This is a genomic window from uncultured Formosa sp. (genome assembly GCF_947500765.1).
Lineage (GTDB): Bacteria > Bacteroidota > Bacteroidia > Flavobacteriales > Flavobacteriaceae > Formosa.
Map to the genome: position 1 here is coordinate 17,695 of NZ_CANMTH010000015.1, position 24,966 is coordinate 42,660.

The 24,966-nt window shown below is 30.3% G+C and carries 24 protein-coding genes; 9 read left to right on the forward strand and 15 right to left on the reverse strand.

Annotated elements, in window-relative coordinates:
- Positions 1-54 precede the first annotated feature (54 nt).
- From Q1B05_RS17425 to Q1B05_RS17455, 7 genes are all read left to right on the forward strand, one after another.
- Positions 55-945, forward strand: a complete 891-nt coding sequence (locus Q1B05_RS17425) for a 3-hydroxybutyryl-CoA dehydrogenase (protein ID WP_299782520.1) — start codon at positions 55-57, stop codon at positions 943-945.
- Between the two features lie 51 nt (positions 946-996).
- Complete coding sequence (locus Q1B05_RS17430) at positions 997-1,662, forward strand: YggS family pyridoxal phosphate-dependent enzyme (protein ID WP_299782521.1); 666 nt, start codon at positions 997-999, stop codon at positions 1,660-1,662.
- 17 nt (positions 1,663-1,679) lie between these two features.
- Complete coding sequence (locus tag Q1B05_RS17435) at positions 1,680-3,056, forward strand: exonuclease domain-containing protein (protein ID WP_299782609.1); 1,377 nt, start codon at positions 1,680-1,682, stop codon at positions 3,054-3,056.
- 4 nt (positions 3,057-3,060) lie between these two features.
- Positions 3,061-5,034, forward strand: coding sequence for a DUF3857 domain-containing protein (locus tag Q1B05_RS17440; RefSeq protein ID WP_299782523.1), 1,974 nt, complete (start codon positions 3,061-3,063; stop codon positions 5,032-5,034).
- Between the two features lie 25 nt (positions 5,035-5,059).
- A complete protein-coding gene (locus tag Q1B05_RS17445) occupies positions 5,060-5,932 on the forward strand; it encodes an ion transporter (RefSeq protein ID WP_299782525.1) in 873 nt (290 codons plus the stop codon).
- A 4-nt stretch (positions 5,933-5,936) separates the two neighbouring features.
- Positions 5,937-6,851, forward strand: coding sequence for a tRNA (adenosine(37)-N6)-dimethylallyltransferase MiaA (gene miaA, locus Q1B05_RS17450; RefSeq protein WP_299782527.1), 915 nt, complete (start codon positions 5,937-5,939; stop codon positions 6,849-6,851).
- A gap of 316 nt (positions 6,852-7,167) precedes the next feature.
- The gene (locus Q1B05_RS17455) at positions 7,168-8,757 is read left to right on the forward strand and encodes a TrkA C-terminal domain-containing protein (RefSeq protein ID WP_299782529.1); all 1,590 of its coding nucleotides are present in this window, start codon (positions 7,168-7,170) and stop codon (positions 8,755-8,757) included.
- Between the two features lie 106 nt (positions 8,758-8,863).
- Here Q1B05_RS17455 and Q1B05_RS17460 read toward each other — a convergent pair whose 3' ends face one another.
- From Q1B05_RS17460 to Q1B05_RS17520, 13 genes are all read right to left on the reverse strand, one after another.
- The gene (locus Q1B05_RS17460) at positions 8,864-9,577 is read right to left on the reverse strand and encodes a response regulator transcription factor (protein WP_299782531.1); all 714 of its coding nucleotides are present in this window, start codon (positions 9,575-9,577) and stop codon (positions 8,864-8,866) included.
- A 4-nt stretch (positions 9,578-9,581) separates the two neighbouring features.
- Positions 9,582-11,156: a HAMP domain-containing sensor histidine kinase gene (locus Q1B05_RS17465; protein WP_299782533.1), complete on the reverse strand. Its 1,575-nt coding sequence runs from the start codon at positions 11,154-11,156 to the stop codon at positions 9,582-9,584.
- 77 nt (positions 11,157-11,233) lie between these two features.
- Positions 11,234-11,824, reverse strand: a complete 591-nt coding sequence (gene coaE, locus Q1B05_RS17470) for a dephospho-CoA kinase (RefSeq protein ID WP_299782535.1) — start codon at positions 11,822-11,824, stop codon at positions 11,234-11,236.
- Entirely contained in the window at positions 11,821-12,783 is a 963-nt protein-coding gene (locus Q1B05_RS17475) for a YbbR-like domain-containing protein (protein WP_299782537.1), read from the reverse strand. Before Q1B05_RS17475 ends, coaE begins: the two co-directional genes overlap by 4 nt.
- Entirely contained in the window at positions 12,780-13,790 is a 1,011-nt protein-coding gene (locus Q1B05_RS17480) for a glycosyltransferase (RefSeq protein WP_299782539.1), read from the reverse strand. The genes Q1B05_RS17475 and Q1B05_RS17480 overlap by 4 nt, the downstream gene beginning before the upstream one ends.
- 74 nt (positions 13,791-13,864) lie before the next feature.
- Complete coding sequence (locus tag Q1B05_RS17485) at positions 13,865-14,689, reverse strand: SDR family oxidoreductase (RefSeq protein WP_299782541.1); 825 nt, start codon at positions 14,687-14,689, stop codon at positions 13,865-13,867.
- Positions 14,690-14,959: 270 nt separating this feature from the next.
- Positions 14,960-16,612, reverse strand: coding sequence for a DNA repair protein RecN (gene recN / locus Q1B05_RS17490; RefSeq protein WP_299782543.1), 1,653 nt, complete (start codon positions 16,610-16,612; stop codon positions 14,960-14,962).
- A gap of 59 nt (positions 16,613-16,671) precedes the next feature.
- Entirely contained in the window at positions 16,672-17,559 is an 888-nt protein-coding gene (locus tag Q1B05_RS17495) for a DUF4835 family protein (RefSeq protein WP_299782545.1), read from the reverse strand.
- On the reverse strand, positions 17,552-18,763 hold the full coding sequence (gene coaBC, locus Q1B05_RS17500; protein ID WP_299782547.1) for a bifunctional phosphopantothenoylcysteine decarboxylase/phosphopantothenate--cysteine ligase CoaBC: 1,212 nt from the start codon (positions 18,761-18,763) through the stop codon (positions 17,552-17,554). The genes Q1B05_RS17495 and coaBC overlap by 8 nt, the downstream gene beginning before the upstream one ends.
- A 12-nt stretch (positions 18,764-18,775) precedes the next feature.
- Positions 18,776-19,102, reverse strand: a complete 327-nt coding sequence (locus Q1B05_RS17505; RefSeq protein ID WP_299782549.1) for a DNA-directed RNA polymerase subunit omega — start codon at positions 19,100-19,102, stop codon at positions 18,776-18,778.
- A 4-nt stretch (positions 19,103-19,106) separates the two neighbouring features.
- On the reverse strand, positions 19,107-19,907 hold the full coding sequence (gene bamD / locus Q1B05_RS17510) for an outer membrane protein assembly factor BamD (RefSeq protein ID WP_299782551.1): 801 nt from the start codon (positions 19,905-19,907) through the stop codon (positions 19,107-19,109).
- Between the two features lie 178 nt (positions 19,908-20,085).
- On the reverse strand, positions 20,086-20,964 hold the full coding sequence (gene dapA / locus Q1B05_RS17515) for a 4-hydroxy-tetrahydrodipicolinate synthase (RefSeq protein WP_299782553.1): 879 nt from the start codon (positions 20,962-20,964) through the stop codon (positions 20,086-20,088).
- A 4-nt stretch (positions 20,965-20,968) separates the two neighbouring features.
- A complete protein-coding gene (locus tag Q1B05_RS17520; RefSeq protein ID WP_299782555.1) occupies positions 20,969-21,487 on the reverse strand; it encodes a hypothetical protein in 519 nt (172 codons plus the stop codon).
- 96 nt (positions 21,488-21,583) lie between these two features.
- On the opposite strand from Q1B05_RS17520, the gene Q1B05_RS17525 reads away from it, so the two are divergent.
- Entirely contained in the window at positions 21,584-22,315 is a 732-nt protein-coding gene (locus Q1B05_RS17525) for a 5'-nucleotidase (protein WP_299782557.1), read from the forward strand.
- Positions 22,316-22,327: 12 nt separating this feature from the next.
- Complete coding sequence (locus Q1B05_RS17530) at positions 22,328-23,242, forward strand: bifunctional UDP-sugar hydrolase/5'-nucleotidase (protein WP_299782559.1); 915 nt, start codon at positions 22,328-22,330, stop codon at positions 23,240-23,242.
- Here the strand turns inward: Q1B05_RS17530 and Q1B05_RS17535 are convergent.
- Positions 23,229-23,693: a hypothetical protein gene (locus tag Q1B05_RS17535; RefSeq protein WP_299782561.1), complete on the reverse strand. Its 465-nt coding sequence runs from the start codon at positions 23,691-23,693 to the stop codon at positions 23,229-23,231. The genes Q1B05_RS17530 and Q1B05_RS17535 overlap by 14 nt on opposite strands.
- 441 nt (positions 23,694-24,134) lie before the next feature.
- Positions 24,135-24,746 (reverse strand): hypothetical protein, encoded by a 612-nt coding sequence (locus tag Q1B05_RS17540; protein WP_299782563.1) that lies wholly within the window; start codon positions 24,744-24,746, stop codon positions 24,135-24,137.
- Positions 24,747-24,966 lie beyond the last annotated feature (220 nt).

Sequence of the window (24,966 nt, forward strand, 5' to 3'; positions counted from 1 at the left end):
CGGTATAAAACAGACTTTAGGACCTCAACAATCACACTCTAAAATAAAATAATCATGAAAAACATTGCCGTTATAGGTGCAGGAACCATGGGAAATGGTATCGCACACACATTCGCCCAAAGTGGATTTCATGTTCAGTTAATAGATATTAGTGAAGATTCCTTAAAAAAAGGAGTGGCAACCATATCTAAAAATTTAGACCGATTAATTTCTAAAGCAGTTATTTCAGAAGCTCAAAAGAGTGAAACCCTAAATCTTATATCCACATATACAAATATTACTGAAGGTGTAAAAAATGCAGATTTAGTAGTTGAAGCCGCTACAGAAAACATCGATTTAAAACTTAATATATTTAAACAATTAAGTACAGTTTGTACTAAAAACACCATTTTAGCTACAAATACCTCATCCATTTCTATTACGCAAATAGCAGCTATTACAAATCGTCCAGAATTAGTAATTGGTATGCATTTTATGAATCCTGTTCCAATTATGAAATTGGTTGAAATTATTCGCGGATACAACACGAGCGACGAGGTTACTAAAACCATAATGGAACTCTCTAAAACATTAGGAAAAGAACCTGTAGAAGTTAACGATTACCCCGGATTTGTTGCCAACAGAATTTTAATGCCTATGCTTAACGAATCCATAGAGACATTATACAATGGCGTTGCTGGTGTAACAGAAATTGACACCGTTATGAAATTAGGAATGGCTCACCCAATGGGACCTTTACAATTAGCAGACTTTATTGGATTAGACGTATGTTTATCTATTTTAAATGTAATGTACAACGGCTTTAAAAATCCAAAATATGCACCATGTCCACTATTAGTTAACATGGTTAGAGCAGGAAAATTAGGAATAAAATCTGGCGAAGGTTTCTATGACTACTCAACAACAAGAAAAGCAGAACAAGTTGCAAAGCAATTCTTAAAATAAACGAATTCAAGAAAGAAACATCCTTCTTAAAAAAAAGTATAATTATTTACCATGTCTATTCAAGAAAATTTAAATCATATAAAAGAAACACTACCTGAACATGTAACACTAGTAGCGGTTTCTAAAACAAAACCTGTTAGCGATTTACAAGAAGCTTACGACGCAGGACAACGCATCTTTGGTGAAAATAAAATTCAGGAAATGGCCGAAAAACACGAGCTATTACCAAAAGATATAGAATGGCATATGATTGGCCATGTACAGCGAAATAAGGTAAAATATATGGCACCTTTTGTAAGTTTAATTCATGGTGTAGAAAATAAAAAGCTTTTAAACGAAATTAATAAACAAGCGGCAAAACACGAACGTGTTATTAATTGTTTGCTTCAAATTAAAATTGCCGACGAAGATTCTAAATTTGGAATGACGGAAGCAGAAGCCTTACAAATTCTTCAATCAGATACTTTTTCAGAACTAAAACATATTAATATTGTTGGCGTTATGGGCATGGCAACTTTTACAGAGAATGAATCTCAAATAAAAACCGAATTTAGCCAATTAAAAACTATCTTTAATTCGTTGAAAGAACACCATGTAAATCCAACTCAATTTAAAACCCTTTCTATGGGAATGAGTGGAGATTACCCGTTAGCAATTGCATGCGGAAGTACTATGGTTCGTATAGGAAGTAGTATTTTTGGAGTACGAAATTATTAATTTTTTAAGAGTATATTATTTACGTAATTTTAGACATAGAGACCACAGGAGGCAAATTTAATGAAGAAGGTATTACCGAAATTGCAATCTACAAATACGACGGGCATACCGTTGTAGATCAATTTATTTCATTAATAAATCCTGAACGAGACATTCAACCATTTGTAGTTAAACTTACAGGAATTAACAGCAATATGCTTAAAAATGCACCCAAGTTTTACGAGGTTGCAAAGCGTATTATTGAAATTACAGAAGACTGTATTGTTGTTGCACATAACTCGGAATTTGATTACCGTATTTTACGTACAGAATTTAAACGTTTAGGCTACGACTTTAAGCGACAAACACTTTGTACTGTAGAATTATCTAAAGATTTAATCCCCGATCAGCCATCTTATAGTTTAGGAAAACTGGTAAGATCTCTTGGTATTCCCGTAACCGATAGGCATCGTGCTAACGGAGATGCATTAGCTACAGTAAAATTATTTAAACTACTTCAAACCAAAGATACAGGTAAACAAATTATTCAATCATCAATTAAAGAAGCTCAAAATCCTAAAAAATTAGACAGCAAATTAATTGATATTGTAGACACTCTTCCTGCTGTTACTGGTGTATATTATATACATAAAGAAGGTGGAGACATTATTTATATCGGAAAAAGTAGAAATATAAAACGTCGCGTTAATCAACATTTTACGGCGCCTAATTCTAAATCTAAAAAAATTCAGCTTCACGTTACAGCTGTAACTTATGAAGAAACAGGAAGCGAACTTATAGCTTTACTTAAAGAGAGTGAAGAAATAAAACGCGTGAAACCAATATACAATCGTTCTAGAAAACGCACACAATTTACACATGCGCTTTATTCTTTTAAAGACAAAAATGGTTATATCAATTTAAAAATTGATGTTGCCGATGGTCGTAAACGCCCAATTACAACATTTAGCAATAAGCAAAGTGCTAAACACTTTATAGAACGTGCTGTAGAAACGTATAATTTATGTTTACAACTCACAGGATTAGAATCTAATATTCCTGAAAAACCTTGTTTTAACCACAATATAAAAACATGTAATGGTTCTTGTATAAACGAAGAATCTCCTGAAGAATACAATGCACGCGTACAGGAATTACTTGACAAAAATAGTTATGCTTACAAAAACATGATTATTATAGATCGTGGTAGAGCCATAGACGAACGCAGTGCTATTTATATAAAAGACGGACAGTTTGAAGGCTTAGGTTTCTTCAATCTAAACTATCAAATAAATAATATTAAAGTGCTAGAATCCATTATAACCAAAATGGAAAACAACAGAGATGCACAACATATTATACAGAGTTATTTGCGAAGTCATAAAACTCTAAAAACAATAGAACTGAAACCTTAATATATTGAAAACGCTATTAATTAACTTACTACTATTATCAACCATCACTTTATCTGCACAAGCATACAACAGTAAAGAATTTTCTGTAAGTCGAAACGATTTAAACATTAATAACTTTATAAAAGACTCTACCGCAAATGCTTTAGTGATTTACGAATACGGTAAAAGTTATATAGACGCCAATGATTTCTTACTTAAAACAGAATATCAGAAAAAAGTAAAAATTTTAAATAGAAACGGATTTAAATATGCAACTATTGAAATTGAGCTCTACAAGAATAAAAACAGCAAAGAAACCATTAGCGATATTGTTGCGACAACATTTAATTCTAAAAATGGGGCATTAACATCTACAAGACTAAACCCATCTGATATCTATTACGAAGACGTTACCCAAAATCACACTACAGTAAGGTTTACTTTGCCAAATATAAAAGAAGGAAGTGTTATCACCTACAGTTACAAATTATCTTCACCGTATATATACAAATATCACGAATGGATCTTTCAAGAAGATATCCCCAAACTTTATAGTGAATTCGTAACAAGCATTCCAGGAAATTACAACTACAACATTAAATTAGTTGGTGATTATAAGTTTTTTGAGAGTACTTCTAAAATTGAAGGTCAGTGTCTAAAAGGAAGAAGCGGATCTTATGCCGATTGTGGTGTTACAAATTATGTAATTAAAGATTTACCTGCATTTATAGAGGAAGATTACATGACAAGTAAACTAAATTTTATCTCTAGATTAGACTTTGAATTAAAAACTATTAAACATTTTGATGGTAGTGTTGACCAAATTACAAAAACATGGAAAGATGTCGATCATGAATTAAAAAGCGATAAAGACATTGGTCTGCAAATTAGAAAATCTTTGAAAGCTGAAGATTTTATATCTGCAAATATCATAAAAGATAAAGATCCCTTAAACAAAGCCCAAGCCATTTACAGTTATGTGCAAGATCAATACACATGGAATGGCGATTATAAAATATTTTCAGACACTTCTGTAAAAGAACTTATTAAAAACAAATCTGGAAATACATCTAGTATAAATATTTTACTTCACAACCTTTTAAGAGACTGTAATATTGAAGTAAAACCTGTACTACTATCTACCCGAAACAAAGGATTTGCAACTAAGCTTTACCCTGTTATGTCTGATTTTAATTATTTAATTGTTCAAGCTAAAATTGGAGATGAAACCTTTTTTTTAGATGCAACAGAAGCAAATTTACCATTTGGTAGTTTACCTTTTAGATGCTTAAATGGTTATGGAAGATTAATTGATTTTAAGAAAGGTAGCAAATGGGTAGATATAGAAGTGGAAAAACCATCGCAACTTGCTTATCGGTTAGAGATGGACATTATAAACGATTCTTTAAAGATTAATGTTGGAACTAATAAAACGGGGTATTTTGCCATAGATTCTAAAAAAGAGTTCAATTCGAACCCAGAAATTTATAAAAAAAACTTTCAAGACAATCATCCTATTTTTAGTGTTTTAGAACATACTATTAAGGAAACAGGCAGGAATATGCCTTTATTTCAAGAAGATATAAAAATAAATACCTGTCTAAATCCAATAACTAAAACAATAGACGGTGTAACTAAAAACACGCTTTATATTAATCCTATATTATTTACATTATTTGACAAAAATCCGTTTACACTTCAAGAGCGCTCTTACCCTATTGATTTCGGATACAAAAAGACATTTTCTTATATTTTGAAGTTAAATATTAAAAATTATACCGTAGCAGAAGTTCCTAAAAATGCAGTGTATGCAATGCCAAATAAAGCGGGAATGTTACAATTCAGTGTAAATCAGCAAGAAGATTTTATACTAATCAACTTAAAATTCAGTCTCGATCAACCTGTATATAATCACGAATATTATGATAGCTTGAAAGCATTGTCTAGCCAACTCATTAACATTCAAAAAAATTCAATAATTGTTTTAAATTCAATTTAAGAATAGTTTTCTTACTTTTGATTTCATGAGCAAACCCACAAACAAAAAGAATTGGAAAGACCAATTACATGAAATAATTTACGAAGCAGATACACCTGCCGGTAAGTTATTTGATGTTCTACTACTTGTTATTATTATAGCAAGTATTATATTGGTTATGCTAGAGAGTGTAAAAACTATTGATTTAAAATATCACAGTCTTTTAAATGTCCTGGAATGGATTATTACAGTTATTTTTACAATAGAATATATTGCTAGAATTATAACCGTAAAAAAACCTTTTAAATATATTTTCAGTTTTTATGGTGTCATCGATTTATTATCTACAGCACCAAAATACCTCTCTATTCTATTTGCTGGAACACATGCTTTAGTGGCTCTAAGAGCTTTAAGATTATTACGTGTATTTAGAATTTTAAAATTAGGCCGATTTTTAGGTGCATCAAATAATTTAGTGTCAGCCTTAAAAGCAAGCCGTGCTAAAATTTCTGTGTTTTTATTTGCAGTGATTATCTTAGCTGTTATTTTAGGTACCATTATGTATTTAGTAGAAGGCGAAGAAAATGGCTTCACAAACATTCCTAAAAGCGTCTATTGGTGTATTGTTACACTAACAACAGTTGGTTTTGGGGACATTGCACCACAAACTCCATTAGGACAACTTATTGCTTCTCTTATTATGATTCTGGGTTATGGTATAATTGCAGTACCTACAGGAATCGTTTCTGCCGAATATAGTAATCAGACCAGAACTAATTTGGAACCTACTCAAAAAAAAGTAGATCCTAAACTCGATATTAATCTAAATTCACAATCCTGCTCTAATTGCTTAAAAAGCGATCATAGAGACGGAGCAGAATATTGTTATAATTGCGGCGAATCACTGCACAATTCTTAAACTTTTGAACACAAACCATTACCTTATATCTATAGTTGGTCCTACTGCAATTGGAAAAACAGCTTTAAGTCTTAAACTTGCAAAACATTTTAAAACTGAAATTATTTCAGCAGATTCAAGACAATTTTTTAAAGAGATGCAAATTGGCACGGCTGCTCCAACTCCCGAAGAATTGTCTGAAGCACCTCATCATTTTATACATCATAAATCTATAGATGACAGCTATAATGTTGGTGCCTTCGAAAAAGAAGCTTTACAAACTTTAGACACACTATTTAAAACTCATAATACAGTTATTATGGTTGGAGGCTCTGGACTATATCTAGATGCTGTAACACGTGGTTTAGATAATTTTCCAAAAGTAGACCCCAATATACGTATTTCTTTAAATGCACAACTAGACAGTGCAGGATTACAAAGCTTACAAGACTTACTAAAAAAACACGACCCAAAATCGTTTAACACAATTGCAATAGATAATCCGCATCGTGTAATTAGAGCTTTAGAAATTTGTATTGGATCAGGACAACCTTATTCTTCATTTTTAAATAAAGATAAAGATGCGAGACCCTTTAAAACCATTACTATCGGAATAAAAGCAGATCGGGAGATTATTTACAACCGTATTAACAGACGTGTAGATATCATGATGGAACTAGGTTTGCTTAACGAAGTAAAATCACTTGTAGGCAAACAGAATTTGAACGCACTAAATACAGTAGGCTACAAAGAACTATTTAATTACTTAAATAATGAATGGACTTTAGATTTTGCTATTTCAGAAATCAAGAAAAATACCAGACGTTTTGCAAAGCGCCAACTCACTTGGTTTAAACGTAACGAAAACACTTTATGGTTTGATTACGAAACCCCAATTACAAGTATTATTCAAGATATTGAAAGCCAAATTAAAAATTAAAAAACAATATTTATTTATTTTAATATGATAAATATAAACGGTCTTTCTTTTTAAACATTTTTATAAAGTGCTTATTCAAAAACAAATATTTAAATGCTGTGTAAGAAATTATAACAGCTAGTAAAAAAGTTTTAAATTTAACACATATTTAAAGTTCTGTTCTAATTTTTAGATCACTAAAAAAAGAAAAGTTTTAATCTCTGATAAAATATCGTAACTATTTTACTACAGTTTTTTTCTTGTTTTATATAATGATAAAAGTCATTAACTGTATTTTTTATATAAATTACATTTGCAACTTATTAAAATCTATTAAATGGAATTTTTAAACGCTACTTACTTAGCCCTTTTCGTAATAATTTGTATCGGTTTTATTATCGGTAATATTAAAATTAAAGGGATCTCTCTAGATGTATCTGCAATTATTTTTGTTGCTTTACTTTTTGGTCATTTTGGAGTTGAACTACCAAATATTCTACAAAAAATAGGATTAATCTTATTTATCTACACCATAGGTTTACAGGCAGGACCTGGATTTTTTGAATCTTTTAAAGAGCAAGGTAAAAATCTTGTTGTCCTTGCTGCCATTGTTATTTTTACTGCAGCATTTATTACATTCTTATCTATTCAGTTTTTAGGTATTGATAAATCTATTGCTATAGGCTTAATGGCTGGTGCTTTAACAAGTACTCCTGGTTTAGCAACCGCTATAGATGTTACACATTCACCTTTAGCTTCTATTGGCTATGGTATAGCATATCCTTTTGGAGTTATTGGAGTTATATTATTTGTAAAATTATACCCTAAACTTTTCAGAATAAATCTATCTAAAGAAGAAGCCGATTATGAAGAAAAAGTAAACGGACATTTTGATGTGATTACTAGATGTAATTTTAAAGTAGAAAATGAAGGTGCCATAGATAAAACCATAGCAGAACTGAAAGTAAGATCAATGACTAAAGGAGTTATCTCTAGAGTACAACACAACAACAAAGCTTTTGTTCCTACCAAATCTACTATTTTACATAAAGGAGATTACATAAGAGTTGTGGGGACAGAAGAAGCCTTAAGACGTGTAGAGTTATTAATTGGTCCTAAAACAGATATCCAAATCTCTTTAGGTGAAGATTTTGTAGTACAATCTTATTTAATGACTAAAACCTCACTTGTAAATAAAACATTAGGAGAATTAAATATAAAAGATAACTTTAATGCCACAATTACTAGAATAAGAAGAAGTGGTATTGACTTATCTCCTAACACAACATTAAGACTTCAAATTGGGGATAAATTAATGATTTCTAGCCAAAAAAGTTGTACTTCACAAATTTCAAGACTTATAGGGGACAATAAAAGCAAACTTTCAGACACAGACTTTTTCCCATTAGCTTTAGGTATTGTTATTGGTATTTTTGTAGGAGGCGTATCTATTTCTTTCGGAGATTCATTTAGTTTTAACCTAGGTCTTACAGGAGGGGTACTTATTGTAGCCATGATTTTAGGACGTTTAGGTAAAACAGGAAACGTACTTTGGGTTATGAGTGGTAACTCTAACCAATTATTAAGACAATTTGGACTCATGTTATTCTTAGCAGTTGTTGGAACAAATGCAGGAGCAACTTTAGTTGAAACCTATTCACAATATGGAATTAAATTATTTCTAATAGGAGGCTTAATTACATTTATTCCTATGGTTTTAGCAACAATAGCAGCACGTCTATTTTTCAAAATAAATATACTAACCTTATTAGGGACATTAACAGGTTCTATGACAAGCACACCTGGATTAGCTGCTGTAGATACAATGACAAAAACAGATGCGCCTTCTGTAGCTTATGCAACAGTTTATCCTATTGCTATGGTACTACTTATTATATGTGCCCAAATATTAGGGTTAATTTTTTAATTTACAGATAAAGAATCTATTTACTTGTTTAAAACAAGTAAATAGAAAAATATAAGACATAAAAAAACCAGCTTAAAGCTGGTTTTTTTATGTCTTTATGGTAACATTAAGCCTTTTGTATATTAACGACTAAACGAAAACCTTCACCGTGAATATTTAAAATTTCAACATTAGGGTCACCTTTTAAATACTTACGTAATTTAGCAATATACACATCCATACTACGAGATGTGAAATAATTATCGTCTCTCCATATTTTAGTTAAAGCTAATTCCCTAGGCATTAAATCATTTTCATGTAAAGCTAACAAACGTAATAATTCGTTTTCTTTAGGCGATAATTTAATAGGGTCTTCGTCATTCAATTTTAAGAATCTTAATTTAGAGTTTAAATCAAAATTACCAATCTTAAATTCGAATTGTTTACTATCTGTAACAGTTTCTGAAGCCTTACGTTGAATGATTGCATGAATTTTCATTAACAATACTTCACTATCAAAAGGCTTGTTTAAATAGTCGTCTGCTCCTACTTTATATCCTCTTAACACATCTTCCTTCATTGCTTTTGCAGTTAAAAAGATGATAGGCACTTCTGTGTTCTTCTCTCTAATTTCTTTAGCTAAAGTAAAACCATCTTTATATGGCATCATGACATCAAGAATACACAAATCAAAATCGTCCTTTTTAAACTTTTCGAAGCCTTCCATACCATTTTTAGCATGGGTAACCTCGTAATCGTTCATGGTTAAATAATCTTTAAGAACGGTACCAAAATTTGGATCATCCTCTACTAATAAAATTTTCTTATGTTGCTCGCTCATAACTTTATGATATTAATGGAAGTTTAACAATAAATGTGCTTCCTTTTCCTTTCTCACTTTCCACCGAAATATGACCTTGATGATCATCTACTATTCGTTTAACATATGCAAGGCCAAGACCATGTCCTTTTACATTATGTATGTTTCCTGTGTGTTCTCTATAAAACTTTTCAAAAACTCGTTTTTGAGCGGCTTTACTCATTCCGCTTCCTTGGTCTTTTATTTTTAATAAAATACTATTCCCTATATGCTCTGTATACACATCTATTTTTGGTGCATCGGGAGAATACTTTATTGCATTATCTAGCATATTAACTATAACATTTGTAAAATGGGTTTCGTTTGCTAATACCGAAGACTTATCGGCATCTAAATGTAACTTTATAAAACCTTGTCTATCTTCTACTATTAATTCAACGTGAGTAATAGCATCTTCTATTAAGTCGTGCAAGTTTACTCTATCCTTACTAATGTTTAGTTCATTTTTTTCAAGTTTAGATATTCTCAACACATTTTCTACATGTGCATGCATACGCTTATTCTCTTCCTTAATCATCTTAAGGTAACGCATTACTTTCTCTTTATCATCAATAATCTTAGGATTCTTTATTGCATCTAAAGCTAAATTAATAGTAGCGATAGGTGTTTTAAACTCATGCGTCATATTATTAATGAAATCATTTTTAATTTCAGAAATCTTACGTTGCTTTAATAATTGAAATAAAGCACTAGTATATGCAATAATAATAATTGATGTAAATATGAAAGACAACACCATCATACCTATAATTGACGACATGATAAACTTGTTACGTTCTGGAAAATTCACCAATAATCTAAAATTATTTTGACTATTATCGTTTTGAAAAATAGGTACACTAAACGTTTTATCTTCTTTCAATTCAAAACCATCGCTTTGTACTTTAGTAGCCAAATCGTTACTATAAATAGCAAATTCGTAATCTATATCGATATTATCTTCATGAAGTTTTTTCGATAATAATCGTTTTATTTCTTCACTTTTAACACGTTTATAAATTGGAGTTCTACTTGTAAGTACTTTAAATGCTTCTTCAAAACTCTGTTTTTCAGCTTCACTAAATCGTGCAATATTAATGCTACTTAAAACTGGATTTACATTAACATTATTTTCTAAAACACTTTTGTTACTGTACACTTTAGTTTCAGACTGACCTATAATACGTTTAATATTAATACTATCTAAACCAATGTCAAAGATCGATGATGATAACTTGTAGTTCTGCTCTAAAATACCACTTCTATAAATTAAAGTTTCGTTTGTACTTTCGTTTTGTTGATTTAATAAAAGTTGCGTGATCGCAATAGTATCTGCTTCCTTTTTTTGATCAACTAAACGCTGAAACTTTTTAAAGTACTTATCTAGTTCGCGTTTCTCTATATCTTTGGAAACAAAACTCAATGCTTTCTTTACATTAAAAGTAAATTGCCTCTCTTCATTCTTTACAGAATCACTAATATATTTTGCTTGTACAAATATGATTCCTACCAGAGATAAGCTCATTAAAAGTACTAGCAAAATGAATAACTTTTTGCTCATCGTTCAAAATTAACATTTTAACATTTAGCATTTTTAACATTTAACCTTACATTAACAATATTGTTAAAATTGCTATTTTATTTGATTTTATTAAGTATTGTACTATGAATATCATTTACTTGCTGTTTCATATGCTCCATAGTATCATTTACAATAACATAGTCAGATTTTGCAATACGCATATCATCTGTCCATTGTTGCTTCATGATCGATTCTATTTTTTCAATCGTCGTCTCATCTCGTTTGAGAAGGCGTTCTATTTTTGTAGCTTTATCTAAAGTTACGGTTATTATTTGATTACATAATACATCTGCATGACTTTCAAATAAAATAGCAGCTTCCTTTAAAACATAAGGTGCATCTTGATTATTTAGCCAAGCTTTAAAATGTGTTGCAACTCTGGGATGTACTATACCATTCATTTCTTTTAATAATGCCTTATCATTAAAAATAGCATTAGAAATAAAAGGTTTATTTAAAGCATTATTTTTATATGCTTCTGCTCCAAACAATTTAATTAATTCCGATTTTATTTCAACAGACGTTACCATTAACAACTTCGCTTCGTCGTCTGAAATATAAGTAGGAATATTGAATGCATCGTGAAATGCTTTTGCTACGGTAGATTTACCGCTTCCTATACCTCCTGTTAAACCAACTACTATCATTCTGAAATTATAAATTCTACTTTTTGATGAATAATTTTAGCACTCTTAACTGCTTCCGGTTGTGCTACAAGTTCGGGAACTAAATACGATTGATTATCGACGTGCTTTTCATAGTCACATTCTACTTTAAAATCTTTGGCTTGCACTTGGTTAAATCCACTTAAATTTGTGTAAAAAGACACAGAAACAGATTTCGGATAAAACTTTAAAGACAGATTAGGAGGCACATTTTTTATAGTTACCGGAATATTAAAAGTACCTTCTGTAAATTTCTCAACTTTGGCACTTAAGTGTACTTTATTATGTGAGAATGTAATTAATTTATTTGCTTTAGGTAATTCTAAACCTATTTTTTGATCTATATCTAAATGTACATCTTCAAGTTCTAATGGTAAGGTTTTAATAGATTTTATATTATTAACTATTTTTTCAGGACCAACAATATGAACAGTATCTGGTGTCATCGAAACCCCATTTAACACATCAAAACCAGGACTAAATTTTATATTTTTCTGTAATACTACCGGAACATCTTTAGTCGCATTTTCGTCATACTTAAACACTAATGTATCAGGAAGTACACTTACAATATCAATATCTTTATCAAACTGTTCATTAATTTTAGAGTATGATCTATGCGAACTCCAAGCAAAAGAAGAATCTGTTAAATGAAGTTTATCATTATAATCTAAAATTAAATCTGGCTTTGAGATGTAATATCTTAAAAACTTAAACCCATAAGTTTTAAACGTAATATTTAATTTCTGATTGCTATCGTTTAAAACAACATATGTTTCTGGAAGATTAATAGTTTTTACAGAAAATGTAATGGTATTAGTAAATGTTCTAGACAGTTTATTTAATACTAAAATGGTAAAAGACAGTAAAAGAAACAGTGTGAAAATATTTATTTTCTTACTCTTTACAAATTTTAAAAATCTTGATTTAATATCTTTCATTTAGATAATTTAAAAAATAATTTAGGAAACACCCGCTCTGCATCTTTTTTAAAGACATGAATTTTTATAAAAGATTTTAAAAAGCCATATCCATACCCTATAAATTGGATAAAAATTGCAGGTATAGATAATACTGCAACTATTACATTTTTAGACTGAATTAACGACAATAAAAATGCCACTATAAAGTACAAAACGTAACCCATTAAAAACCATTTAAACTGAAATATATAAACTATAATAGAAAATAATAAACCTAGTATAAAAAGTGTAGGAAACCAATACGTAATTTTAGCAGTTTGTGGATGCCATAAATTTAAAATAGGACGAACCATTCCAAATTTATTCACTTGAGTATAAAATTTAGACCACGAAATACGACGTTTATGATAAACAAATGCTTTTGAAATTAATTTTGTTTTGAAACCTAATCCCCATAATCTAATCGATAAATCAGGATCTTCACCTGGATGAATTGTTCCAAATCCTTTAGAGGCTTCAAAAGCTTTTTTAGATAAGCCCATATTAAAACTTCTGGGTTGAAATTTACCTATCTGATTCTTATGTCCACGAATACCTCCTGTGGTAACAAAAGACGTCATAGAAAAGTTAATTGCTTTTTGAAGATTAGTAAACGATTGTTCTGCTGCATCTGGACCGCCAAAACAATCTACAAATTCAGAAGTTAAACTAGCATCTACTTCATTTAAATAATTTGAAGGCAATACACAATCAGAATCGAGAATAATAAAATAATTTCCTTTCGCGTTTTGCATACCAAAATTTCTAGAATCTCCAGGCCCTGAATTTATCTTAAAGAAATAAGCAATATTTAACCGGTCTTTAAATGTATTTACAACAGTTTCTGAAGTTTTAGAAGACCCATCTTCTACAATTACAATTTCAAAATTTAAAGTCGTTTTTAAATTTACAAAACTAACTAGAAGTTCCTCAATCTCCTCGGGACGATTATAAACAGGAATAATAAATGAATACTGTAAATGCATATACAAATGTAATTAATTGCATAAAAAAAGCCGCCATTTAAGGCAGCTTTTAAAAGACTTATAAAGGTCTAAAATTATTTTTTCTCAGATTCAACAAAGGCTTCCATAACTTCGTTACTTACACCCATATTACTAAATCCACCATCGTTATATAAATTTTGTAACGTAACGCGTTTAGTTAAATCACTAAACATAGCAACTGTATAATTTGCACAATCTGCTGCTGTTGCATTACCAAGAGGTGACATTTTATCTGCATAAGCAATAAAACCATCAAATCCTTTTACACCACTACCTGCTGTTGTTGGTGTTGGAGATTGAGAAATAGTATTCACTCTTACTTTTTTATCTTTTCCGAAGAAATATCCAAAACTACGAGCAACACTTTCTAAATACGCTTTATTGTCTGCCATATCGTTATAATCTGGAAACACACGTTGTGCTGCCATATAAGATAAACCTACAATACTTCCCCACTCATTCATAGCATCTGCTTTGTAAAGCGTTTGCATTACTTTATGAAAAGACATTGCAGAAACGTCTGTTCCTTTTTTAGTGAATTCGTAATTTTGATCCGTATAGTGATTTCCTTTTCTAACATTTATAGACATCCCGATAGAATGTAATACAAAATCAATTTTTCCGCCTAAAATCTCCATAGATTTTTCAACTAAATTTTGTAAATCTTCAACAGAAGTTGCATCAGCAGGAATAATTTGAGAACCCGTTTTTTCTGCAAGTTCATTAATTTGTCCCATACGCATTGCAACTGGTGCATTGGTTAAAACAAACGTTCCGCCTTCTTCATGAACGCGCTCTGCTGTTTTCCAAGCTATAGAGTTTTCATCTAATGCTCCAAAAATGATTCCTTTTTTTCCTTTTAGTAAATTGTATGACATCTTTTTAATTCTTATGTTAACTATGCCTAGGGCAAATTCCTAGAATCGCCAAAGTTATGAAAACTTTTTATTCTATTAATAATTCATTGTTATTTATAATCTCAGCACTTTTATACTTGTTTTTAAAGGAAATATATAATCTAGAATACATATTATTTTCGGTTATAATTCCTATAAAAAATCATAATCTTAAACTGCACTTTATACCGTGAGAAATGAATTGAAAATGATTAAGAGTGGAATTAAATACTTAATTATAAAAGAGTGTTATTAATGTAATAGTTGTTTCGCATGTGCAATTGCCGAACTAGATAATTCTAATCCTCCAAGCATTTGCGCAATTTCTATAACACGATCTTCTCCTTTTATAACCACTAAATTAGTTGTAGTAACTTGATTTACATCTTCTTTGTAAACTTTTAAATGTTTATCTCCTTTTGCTGCTACTTGAGGTAAATGCGTAATAGCAAACACTTGCATGCTTTCACTCATATGTTTCATGATTCCCCCCATTTTATTCGAAATCTCTCCAGATACACCTGTATCAATCTCATCGAACATTATAGTTGGTAAATGCATATATTTTGAAAGTACAGACTTTATAGCCAACATAATTCTAGATAATTCTCCTCCAGAAGCTGCTTTATTTAAGGCTTTAAATGTACCGCCTTTATTTGCTGAAAACAGAAATTGTAAATCGTCTTTACCATTCGTATGAAATTCTGAAGCTACTTTTAATGTAATTTCAAACTGTGCATTTGGCATACCTAAATCTGCTAATAATGTTTCTAATTGTGATTTTAATGAAGGTATCACTTCTATGCGTTTTGCATGAATAGTTTTTGCTAATGCATTTAAAGCTTTTTCTTGTTTATTAATTTCAGTATTTAACTTCTTAATATTTTTATCTAAATTTTCGGTTACCCCTACTTTTTCGTCTAAAGTATTCTGAATGTCTATTAGTTCTGATATCGTTGAGACCAAATGTTTATTCTTTAAATTATGAAGTAATTGTAATCTTAAGTTTACAACCTCCAATCGGCCAGGATCGGCTTCAAGAGCATCTTCAGAAGCTTCTATTTCAGTAAAAATATCGTATAATTCAATTAAATTACTATCAATTCTGTCGTATAAATCTTTGTATTTCTGAGAGAATGAAGCTATCTTATTAAAATTAGATTTTATTTCGGTAAGTATAGCTAGACCTCCTATTTGCTCATCATTTAATAATTGATGAGAAGCTGCAATTTTTTCTTTAATCGCTTCAATATTATCAAGAGTTTCATATTCTTCTTCTAAAGATTCAAACTCACCCTCAACTAATTTAGCATCGATTAATTCTTGTAATAAAAAAGAATTGTACTCGTGTTCTTTATTTGCTTCGGCTTGAAAAGCTTTTAATTTTTTTAATTCTTTCTGAAGGGACTTATATGTTTTTAAGTAGGCTTTATATTCAACTAAAGGGTCGTCAATATTAGCCAATGCATCTATAACTTGAAACTGAAACGCATCGTCTGTAAGTTGCATGGTTTGATGTTGGGAATGAATGTCTATTAAACGTTCTCCCAATACCTGTAAACTACTTACGGTTACAGGGGAATCATTTACAAAGGCACGCGATTTACCGGAAGGTAAAATCTCACGTCTAATTATAGTTTGTGTTTCGTAATCGAAATCTTCTTGTTCGTAAATTGATTTCAAATTATAGTTTGAAACATCGAAAACAGCTTCAATAATACATTTTTGAGAATCGTCTTTTAAAGAAGATAAATCGGCGCGCTTACCTAAAATTAAAGATAATGCACCTAATAAAATAGATTTACCTGCTCCGGTTTCTCCGGTAATTATGGTAAAACCAGTGTTAAAATCTGCCTGTAAATCGTCGATTAAGGCATAGTTTTTTATAGATAGAGATGTTAGCAATGTAATTAAGTGCTTTAGATTTGTAAATCAAAGATAATTTAGATTTAAGTTGTAATCAATTAAAACTTAATATTTCTCCATTTACTAGAATATGTAGGAGCAATATTACTTAATACGTCTAAAAGATTGGAAACATTAACACTTGGTCCGTCAGAAAATACACTTTCTATTTCATCACTTTTAGCATCGAAAAAAACACGTAAGAGAAAAGAATTTGGTCTCCTATTATTCATGGTCTGAAACGAAGTTACAGAAGAGGCCAAAGCCTCTTTAGCTGCCTTTACGTTTGTACTCATTTTATCTAAACCTTCTCTGTGATAAGCATACATAACTTCACGATATTCTTTATATGTAGGCGATAACATATTGTCTATTAAAACATATCTAGATTGAGAACCGTCTGATAATTTCCAACCTTTATAACCTTCTTGTTGCGAATAATTAACAATGGTTTGTGCTTGATTTAAATATTCGTCTCCACCATTCAACTCAAAAGAATCTGCATCTAAACCAAGTATCATATAAACGTGAAATGCTATAACTGAAATTAAATTAGACTCGTATTGTGTTTCACTAAAATTTAAATTCTCGAATTCTGCATATTTAAACGTGAAATACTTATCGTTAAAATTATAAATTGGAGTGGAATAAGATGAGCCATAAACAGGTCTAGAAGACTGCACTTGAATGCTTGCACTAAAGCTATCATTATCGTATTCATTAATAATAATAAACATACTACAATTAATACGTTCATTTAACTTAAAGCCTCTAGTTGTCCACCTCTTATTATTTACAAACTCGGTAAGTTGTGTCTCTAAAGTTTTGAATACTTGAATATTTTCACTTCCTGTTTGTTCTGCATTAACAACAACTTTACAGTTTAATTCTTGAGCAGAATACCCCATTGAAATACAAAAAAATAGAGCAAAAAAGATATTACGCATGTAGTTGATTTAATATTTCATTGAATATATCTTGAGCAACGACTGCTTTAGATTTTAAATTAAATTCTATAATATGTTCTTCGGTGTCGATAAGTGTAATTTTATTAGTATCTTCTTTAAAACCGGCACCTTTATCGTTAAGAGAATTTAAAACAATTAAATTTAAATTTTTACGCTTTAATTTTCCTTTGGCATGTTCTAACTCATTATTCGTTTCTAATGCAAAGCCAACTAAAAACTGATTTGTTTTAATAGCTCCTAAAGATGCTAAAACATCTTTAGTTTTCTCTAACTCTAATGTTAACGTACTATCGTCCTTTTTTATTTTCTGAGTTGCAACTTCTTTTGGTTTATAATCGGCTACTGCTGCAGCACATATAACAATATCTGAATCTTTAAAATATAAATGAGCCTGATTGTACATGTCTTGAGCACTAACAACAGGTATAATTTTAACGAAACTATGATGAAGTGTTTGATTTGTTGGTCCAGAAATTAAAGTTACCTCAGCACCAAGGTTAGCTGCTGTTTTAGCCAACTCAAATCCCATTTTACCACTAGAATGATTTCCTATAAAACGCACAGGGTCTATAGCTTCATAAGTTGGTCCGGCAGTAATCATTACTTTTTTACCATACAAAGGCAAATTACCTAAAATATGATGTTCTATAAATGTTACAATATCTTCTGGTTCAGCCATACGACCTTCTCCTACTAAACCACTAGCTAATTCGCCAGATGTTGCAGGAATCATAATATTACCAAAGTCTTGTAATGTTTTAAAAGATTCTGAAGTAGATGGATGTTTAAACATATCCAAATCCATTGCAGGAGCAAAATATACGGGGCATTTAGCCGACAAATAAGTTGCTAGTAATAAATTATCACAGGTACCATTTGCCATTTTAGACATGGTATTTGCTGTTGCAGGAGCAATTATTAAAAGATCGGCCCAAAGGCCTAATTCTACATGACTATTCCAAACAGCACTCTCATCTTCTTCATTATAAAACGAAGATACAACAGGATGTTTTGAAAGTGTAGATAAAGTTAAAGGGGTAACAAAACCTATAGAAGCAGGTGACATGACAACTTTTACGTCTGCACCTGCTTTTACAAATAATCTTACTAATGAAGCTGTCTTGTAAGCAGCTATACCTGCACTAATGCCTAACAGTATGTTCTTGCCGCTTAATATTGACATAGCTTATGTTATTTACTGAACGTCTTCGTCAGTGTTTCTGTAATATACTTTGTTATCTAACCACTCTTGTACTGCTAAAGCGTGTGGCTTAGGTAATTTTTCGTAGAATTTTGAAACTTCAATTTGTTCTTTGTTTTCAAAAATCTCTTCTAAACTATCATTATAAGTTGCAAATTCCTCTAATTTTTCAATTAGTTCCTTTTTAATCTCAGTGTTAATTTGATCTGCACGTCTAGAAATAATAGAAATTGCTTCATAAATATTTCCTGTTGGTTCGTCAACTTTATTTTTGTTATACGTAATCGTATTTACAGGGGCATTGATTTTTTTTAAATCCATTATATTAACTTTTAGTGCTGTATTTTTTTAATCCTTCTACTATTTCTTCATGCATTTTAACTGCAGATTCTGAAAACTGAGTTTCAGAGAACCCTTTCATTAAATCTTTATAATAACTATCTGCAGATTGCAATCGTTCTTCTTTTTTACGTTCAATACTATATATTGCTAATTTATAAGATGCATCAAATCTATAATACATAGCCTCTTCTCTTAAAGAAGATCCAGGAAATTCGAATAGAAAATTATCGAACGATTTAATAGAAGCTTGATAATCTTGAATTGTATTATATTGTTTTGCAATTTCGAATGCTTTACGTTCTAATTTTTCATCTAATTCTCTAATGTAACCACTAGCTTCACTTACGTATTCTGATTTAGGAAATCTATTTATAAACAATTGTAATTTCTCCATTGCTTCTTTTGTGTCTGACTGATCTTTACTATACACAGGAGACAATTTATAGTAACTCTTAGCTGCTAAAAACGAAGCTTCTTCTAATTTCTCACTTTTCGGGTATGAATCTGCAAAACGCTCAAATTGGTACCCTGAAACAAAATAGTCTTTCAGTCCGTAGTACGATTGCGCATACATGTACATTAACTTCTCTGCTTGCGGTTTTCCTCGGTAACTTGGAACGATCTGAGAGAACAATTTATTGGCTTTAGCGAACTCACCTTGATCGTAAAGCTCCTCTCCCATTTTAAATTTTTTCCCAATATCTGTCGCTTTAAGTGTTTTTTGATATTCACTACATGAACTTAAAACAATAAACGCGAATAAAATGTATAAATATTTCCCCATAGTTTTTTAACAGAATGCAAAATTAAGCTATTCTAATTGATTTTAAAAATAATATTTTTCAGCTAAATTAAAGGATGTAATTAGGTTACAATTAGCTTTAAGTATATTTTAACTTTTAAAACGGTTACTAAAAAACATGCAGTTACTTAATAGGCAAATACATGCGTATTCAAACACATTAAAACGCTTCTACAAACACTTTAATTTTCTCCTTTAATCCAGTCGTAGCCTCTACCAACGGTAATCTAACATCTGCGCGACATAAACCTAAAGCCTCATAAACAGCTTTAATTCCTGACGGATTATTTTCTTCAAAAATATACCCAACAACGTCCATTAATTTATAATGAATATCATAAGCCTCTTTAGCTTTCCCTTCTAAACCTAACTGAATCATTTTAGAAAACTGAGCAGGAACAGCCTGACCAATTACAGAAATAACGCCAGCTCCTCCTGCTAAAACAACACCTAAAGCTAAATCATCGTCCCCAGAAATAATTAAAAAGTCTTCTGGTTTATCTTTTAATAACTTTAAATATTGACTAATATTATTACCGGCTTCTTTAACTGCTACAATATTTTTAAAATCGTTTGCAAGTCTCAATGTGGTTTCTGGTAACATATTAGAAGCAGTTCTTCCTGGTACATTATATAAAATAATAGAAATAGGACAAACTTTAGATATCGCCTTAAAATGCTGATAAACCCCCTCTTGAGTTGGCTTACTATAGTATGGAGACACAGAAAGTATGGCTTCAAAAGGACTTAAATCTGTAGATTTTATTTCTTCTATTACAGCTGCTGTATTATTCCCTCCTATACCTAAGACTAAAGGCACACGTCCTTTGTTCGCTTCGGTAATAGTTTTTATTATAGCCTCTTTTTCGGTTTTGGTAACGGTTACACTCTCTCCAGTAGTTCCCATTACAACTAAATAATTGGTACCGTTTTCTATATTGAAATTAACAATTTGGGTTAAAGCATCATGATCTACACTAAGATCTGCTTTAAAAGGTGTAACAAGAGCAACTCCAGTACCTATTAATTTACTATTCATCTTTTTAAATTCTTTTTAATATACTTAAGTACTTTAAAAGTTCCTTTTTAAATACTTCTATGGCCTCTGGATTTACATTAATTATTAAATCGTTTAACCGTTGTTCTTCTTGTAAAACCCCTATTTTAAAATCTACATTAGCAGCTGCGGTAAGGACTTTTAGATCTAAATTATCTGTAAAATAATAACTAATTAAGGCATCAAACTTTGTGTTTAAAAACATCTCTAATTCTACATTCTTAATTTTACCACTCCAGCCTATATCTTTAGGCGAATAACATGGAAATTCACTAGCCTCTATGCCTTGATCTGCCTCTGAATAGGTTATTATTTTAAAACTATTAGGTCTAATATTTAAAAGTTTAGATATAGATTTTATGGCCTCTATGTTAGAAACCTCGTCAATATTTAATATAACCCCCAAACTTTCAATAGTTTTTGAGGTGTTAGAAACCTTACGATTTACCAACATTTTATTAAAATACTTTTTATTAGATTTTTCCCTAAAACCTTTTAAAATCATTTATCTTTATCCTTTTTGCAAATGTAGAAAAAGTATAACCATACTTCAGTAATTTTTTTAAGTTTAATTATGATTTTTAAACAATTAATTGTTTGCATGTGCCTTTTATTTTTGGCAAGTTGCAAAACTCCTCCTGTTAGTTTAGCTAAAATTGAGGGTAAAGAAATACCTATTTCAGAAGCAATAAAACCTGATGAAGATATATCCAACTTCATAAAACCATATCACGATCACGTTATAAAATCCTTAGACAGCATTTTAGCTTACGCTCCAGACACTTATAACAAAAGCAATGGGGAGTATAATACAGCCATAGGTAACTTTATGGCAGATGCTATTTATGAAGAATCTAATCCTATCTTTAAAAGCAGAACTGGACATGATATAGATTTTGTTTTGCTTAATAAAGGAGGAATTAGAGCTCAAATAGCTAAAGGCAATATTACATTAAATACTGCTTACGAAATTATGCCTTTTGAAAACAGCATCGTTGTAGCAGCTATAAAAGGAAGAAATGTAAATGAAGCTATAACATATTTAAGTAAGGCTAAAACAGCACATCCTATTTCTAGATTAAAACTCGTAATTAATTCTAATTTTAATATTATTGAAGCTTTAGTTAAAGGACAACCTATAAACGAGAACAAAACGTATTACGTAGCTACAAACGATTATCTTTATAATGGAGGAGATAATATGACGTTTTTTAAACCTAGCGATAGTGTTTACGTTTTAAATTATAAATTAAGAAATGCACTTATCGATCACTTTTCTAAAGTAGATACTATTAACCCGGTGATAGACGACAGATTTATCCAAATAAAATAAATTTAACGTGTTATGAAACGTAGAGACTTTATACAACAATCTACAGTTGCAACATCTTTAGTTGCTTTAGGAGGACTAGGTTTAACCTCTTTTACTACTGCTACAAAAACAAAAAAAATAACCATTTTACACACTAACGATGTGCATAGCCATATAGATCCTTTCGGACCTAACGAAGGCAAAAATGCTAACCTTGGAGGTGTTGCCAAACGTGCTACTTTAATAGACTCTATACGTCTAAATAACCCAAACACCTTACTTTTAGATGCTGGAGATATTTTTCAAGGCACACCATACTTTAATTTTTATGGAGGTGAATTGGAATTTAAACTAATGAGTAAACTTAAATATGATGCTGCAACTATAGGAAATCATGATTTCGATAATAGCGTAGATGGGTTATATGCACAATTACCTCATGCAGAATTTCCGTTTTTAATTTCTAATTACGATTTCTCTAATACAGTAATGGATACCCATACAAAACCTTATAAAGTTTTTGTAAAAGATGGAATAAAAATTGGCGTATTTGGAGTTGGAATAGAATTAAAAGGCTTAGTTGATCCGGCAATGTATAAAGAAACAAAATATTTAGACCCGGTTGAAGCCTCTCAAGAAATGACTCGCATATTAAAAGAGCAAGAACACTGTGATTTAATTATTTGCCTATCTCACTTAGGTTATAAATATAATTCTGAAGATAAAATTGATGATTTAAAACTTGCAGCGACAACCAAAGATATAGATTTAATTATCGGAGGACACACTCATACCTTCCTAGCAAAACCCACTATAGTAAAGAATATTGAAGGAAAAAACATGCTTGTAAATCAAGTAGGATGTTACGGTATTAATCTTGGAAAAATAGATTTCTATTTTGATAATACTAAAAACAGAGCTGCAGAAGGAACTTCTATTCTTGTTTAAGATGTTCTTCTCTATGTTTTGTAAACACAAAATTATAAGAGCGTATTTTTAACGCTCTTTTTTTAGCTTTATTTTTAGTGACCATATAATAAAAAAGAAAAACCAATCCACCACTATACAACAAGCGCTCTACAAGTACTAAACTCCAATCGTAAATATAATAATTCCGAATATAGAACAATACTTCAGAAAAGATAAAACATAAAGCCATTACTAAATATAAAATAGACGATTTGGTATCTGAATTTAAATAGACAGCGAAAGACACAAAAGCAAGTACTATTAAGGTTACACTACGCAAACCAAAAAACAAGACTTCTGTAGGACTCGTTATAATATCATCTAAAACGGTGTATAACTGATATAACAAGTATGTATTTATAACAAACACTACTATTAAATACGTACCCAAGAAAGCTCCAAATTTCACGCCTTTAAACTTTGTTATCACTAAACTTAATAAGCTTAAATGTGCCGCCAGATAAAACAAATTACTGAATTTTAAAATAGAATTTGGATCAAAGATTACAGATGAAAAATCTCCAAGAAAAGAAAAACAAAAAAACGATATAAGATACCCGTTAATGTAGTCGCATCTAGAGAAGTAGAATACAACAAACACAGGTATAAATAGGGGTTTAACGCATTGTAACAGAAATTCATGACGAAACACAGTTGCAAAAACATTAACGCCTATAAGAAGAAATAAGACCGATACAAAGATCTTACTATAATTAAATTTAATCCAGTTCTTCAAAATAAACAATCATAAGTAGGTTTCACAAACATACAACTATACATCGTATTAATCATACACTTTATCGAAAAAAAAGTAATAATTCGATGAAACACATTCTGAAAGCAATATAAAAAAAAGGCGAAAATATCTTTTTTACAATTCAATTGCTTTAAATTCCTTATCAGGACTTTGAATAGCAAAGAAATAAAAGAGAGAAAATCCAGAAACCAACAAAAGATAACAGATAATATTTAACTCAACTTTCTCTGAAGGATACAATACTGCGTATTGAATAACTTCAGAAAACACAACACAAATCGATCCAACAAACAAAAACAAAGATCTTGTGTTTTCTCTATACAAATAGTTAATAAACGATACATTTAATAGAATTAAAATTACCAGATTGTATACAAATTCTAAAACAATAGATGGTATTGTATCCCCTAAAGGGATAATTTCTTCCTCTAAAGTAGCAGCCCCTATAAATTCAGAAACTTCACTAACCCCTATTACCGTTTCTGTAGAAGGAGAATTAATTGAAAAATCACCATTTATTAAAGAGTATAACACATAAGAATTTAACAATAACAAAATAATTATAGTAACATTAAATCGGGGAACAATATCTCTAAAACGCATACTTTTAAAAATCCCAAAAATTAAAGACACATAAGCTGATATATATAAAAAATTTGCTAAAAAGTAAACTAAATTCTCATACAAATATTTAGTTTCACTAAAAAAGGCTAAAAGATGAGCCAAAGAAAACAACACTAAAAATGCAGTAAAATATAACAGTTGATTTTTATGAGTTAACAAATAAAAAACACAAATAAAAGGCACTACTAACGCCATAATAACATTTGAAATACTATAAAACTCAGCATACTGTAAAAACAAATATGATACACTTAAAATGAATAATATAATTAATATAAAATATGTTTTTCTCATAAATCTATAATAGACAAGCTAACAAATG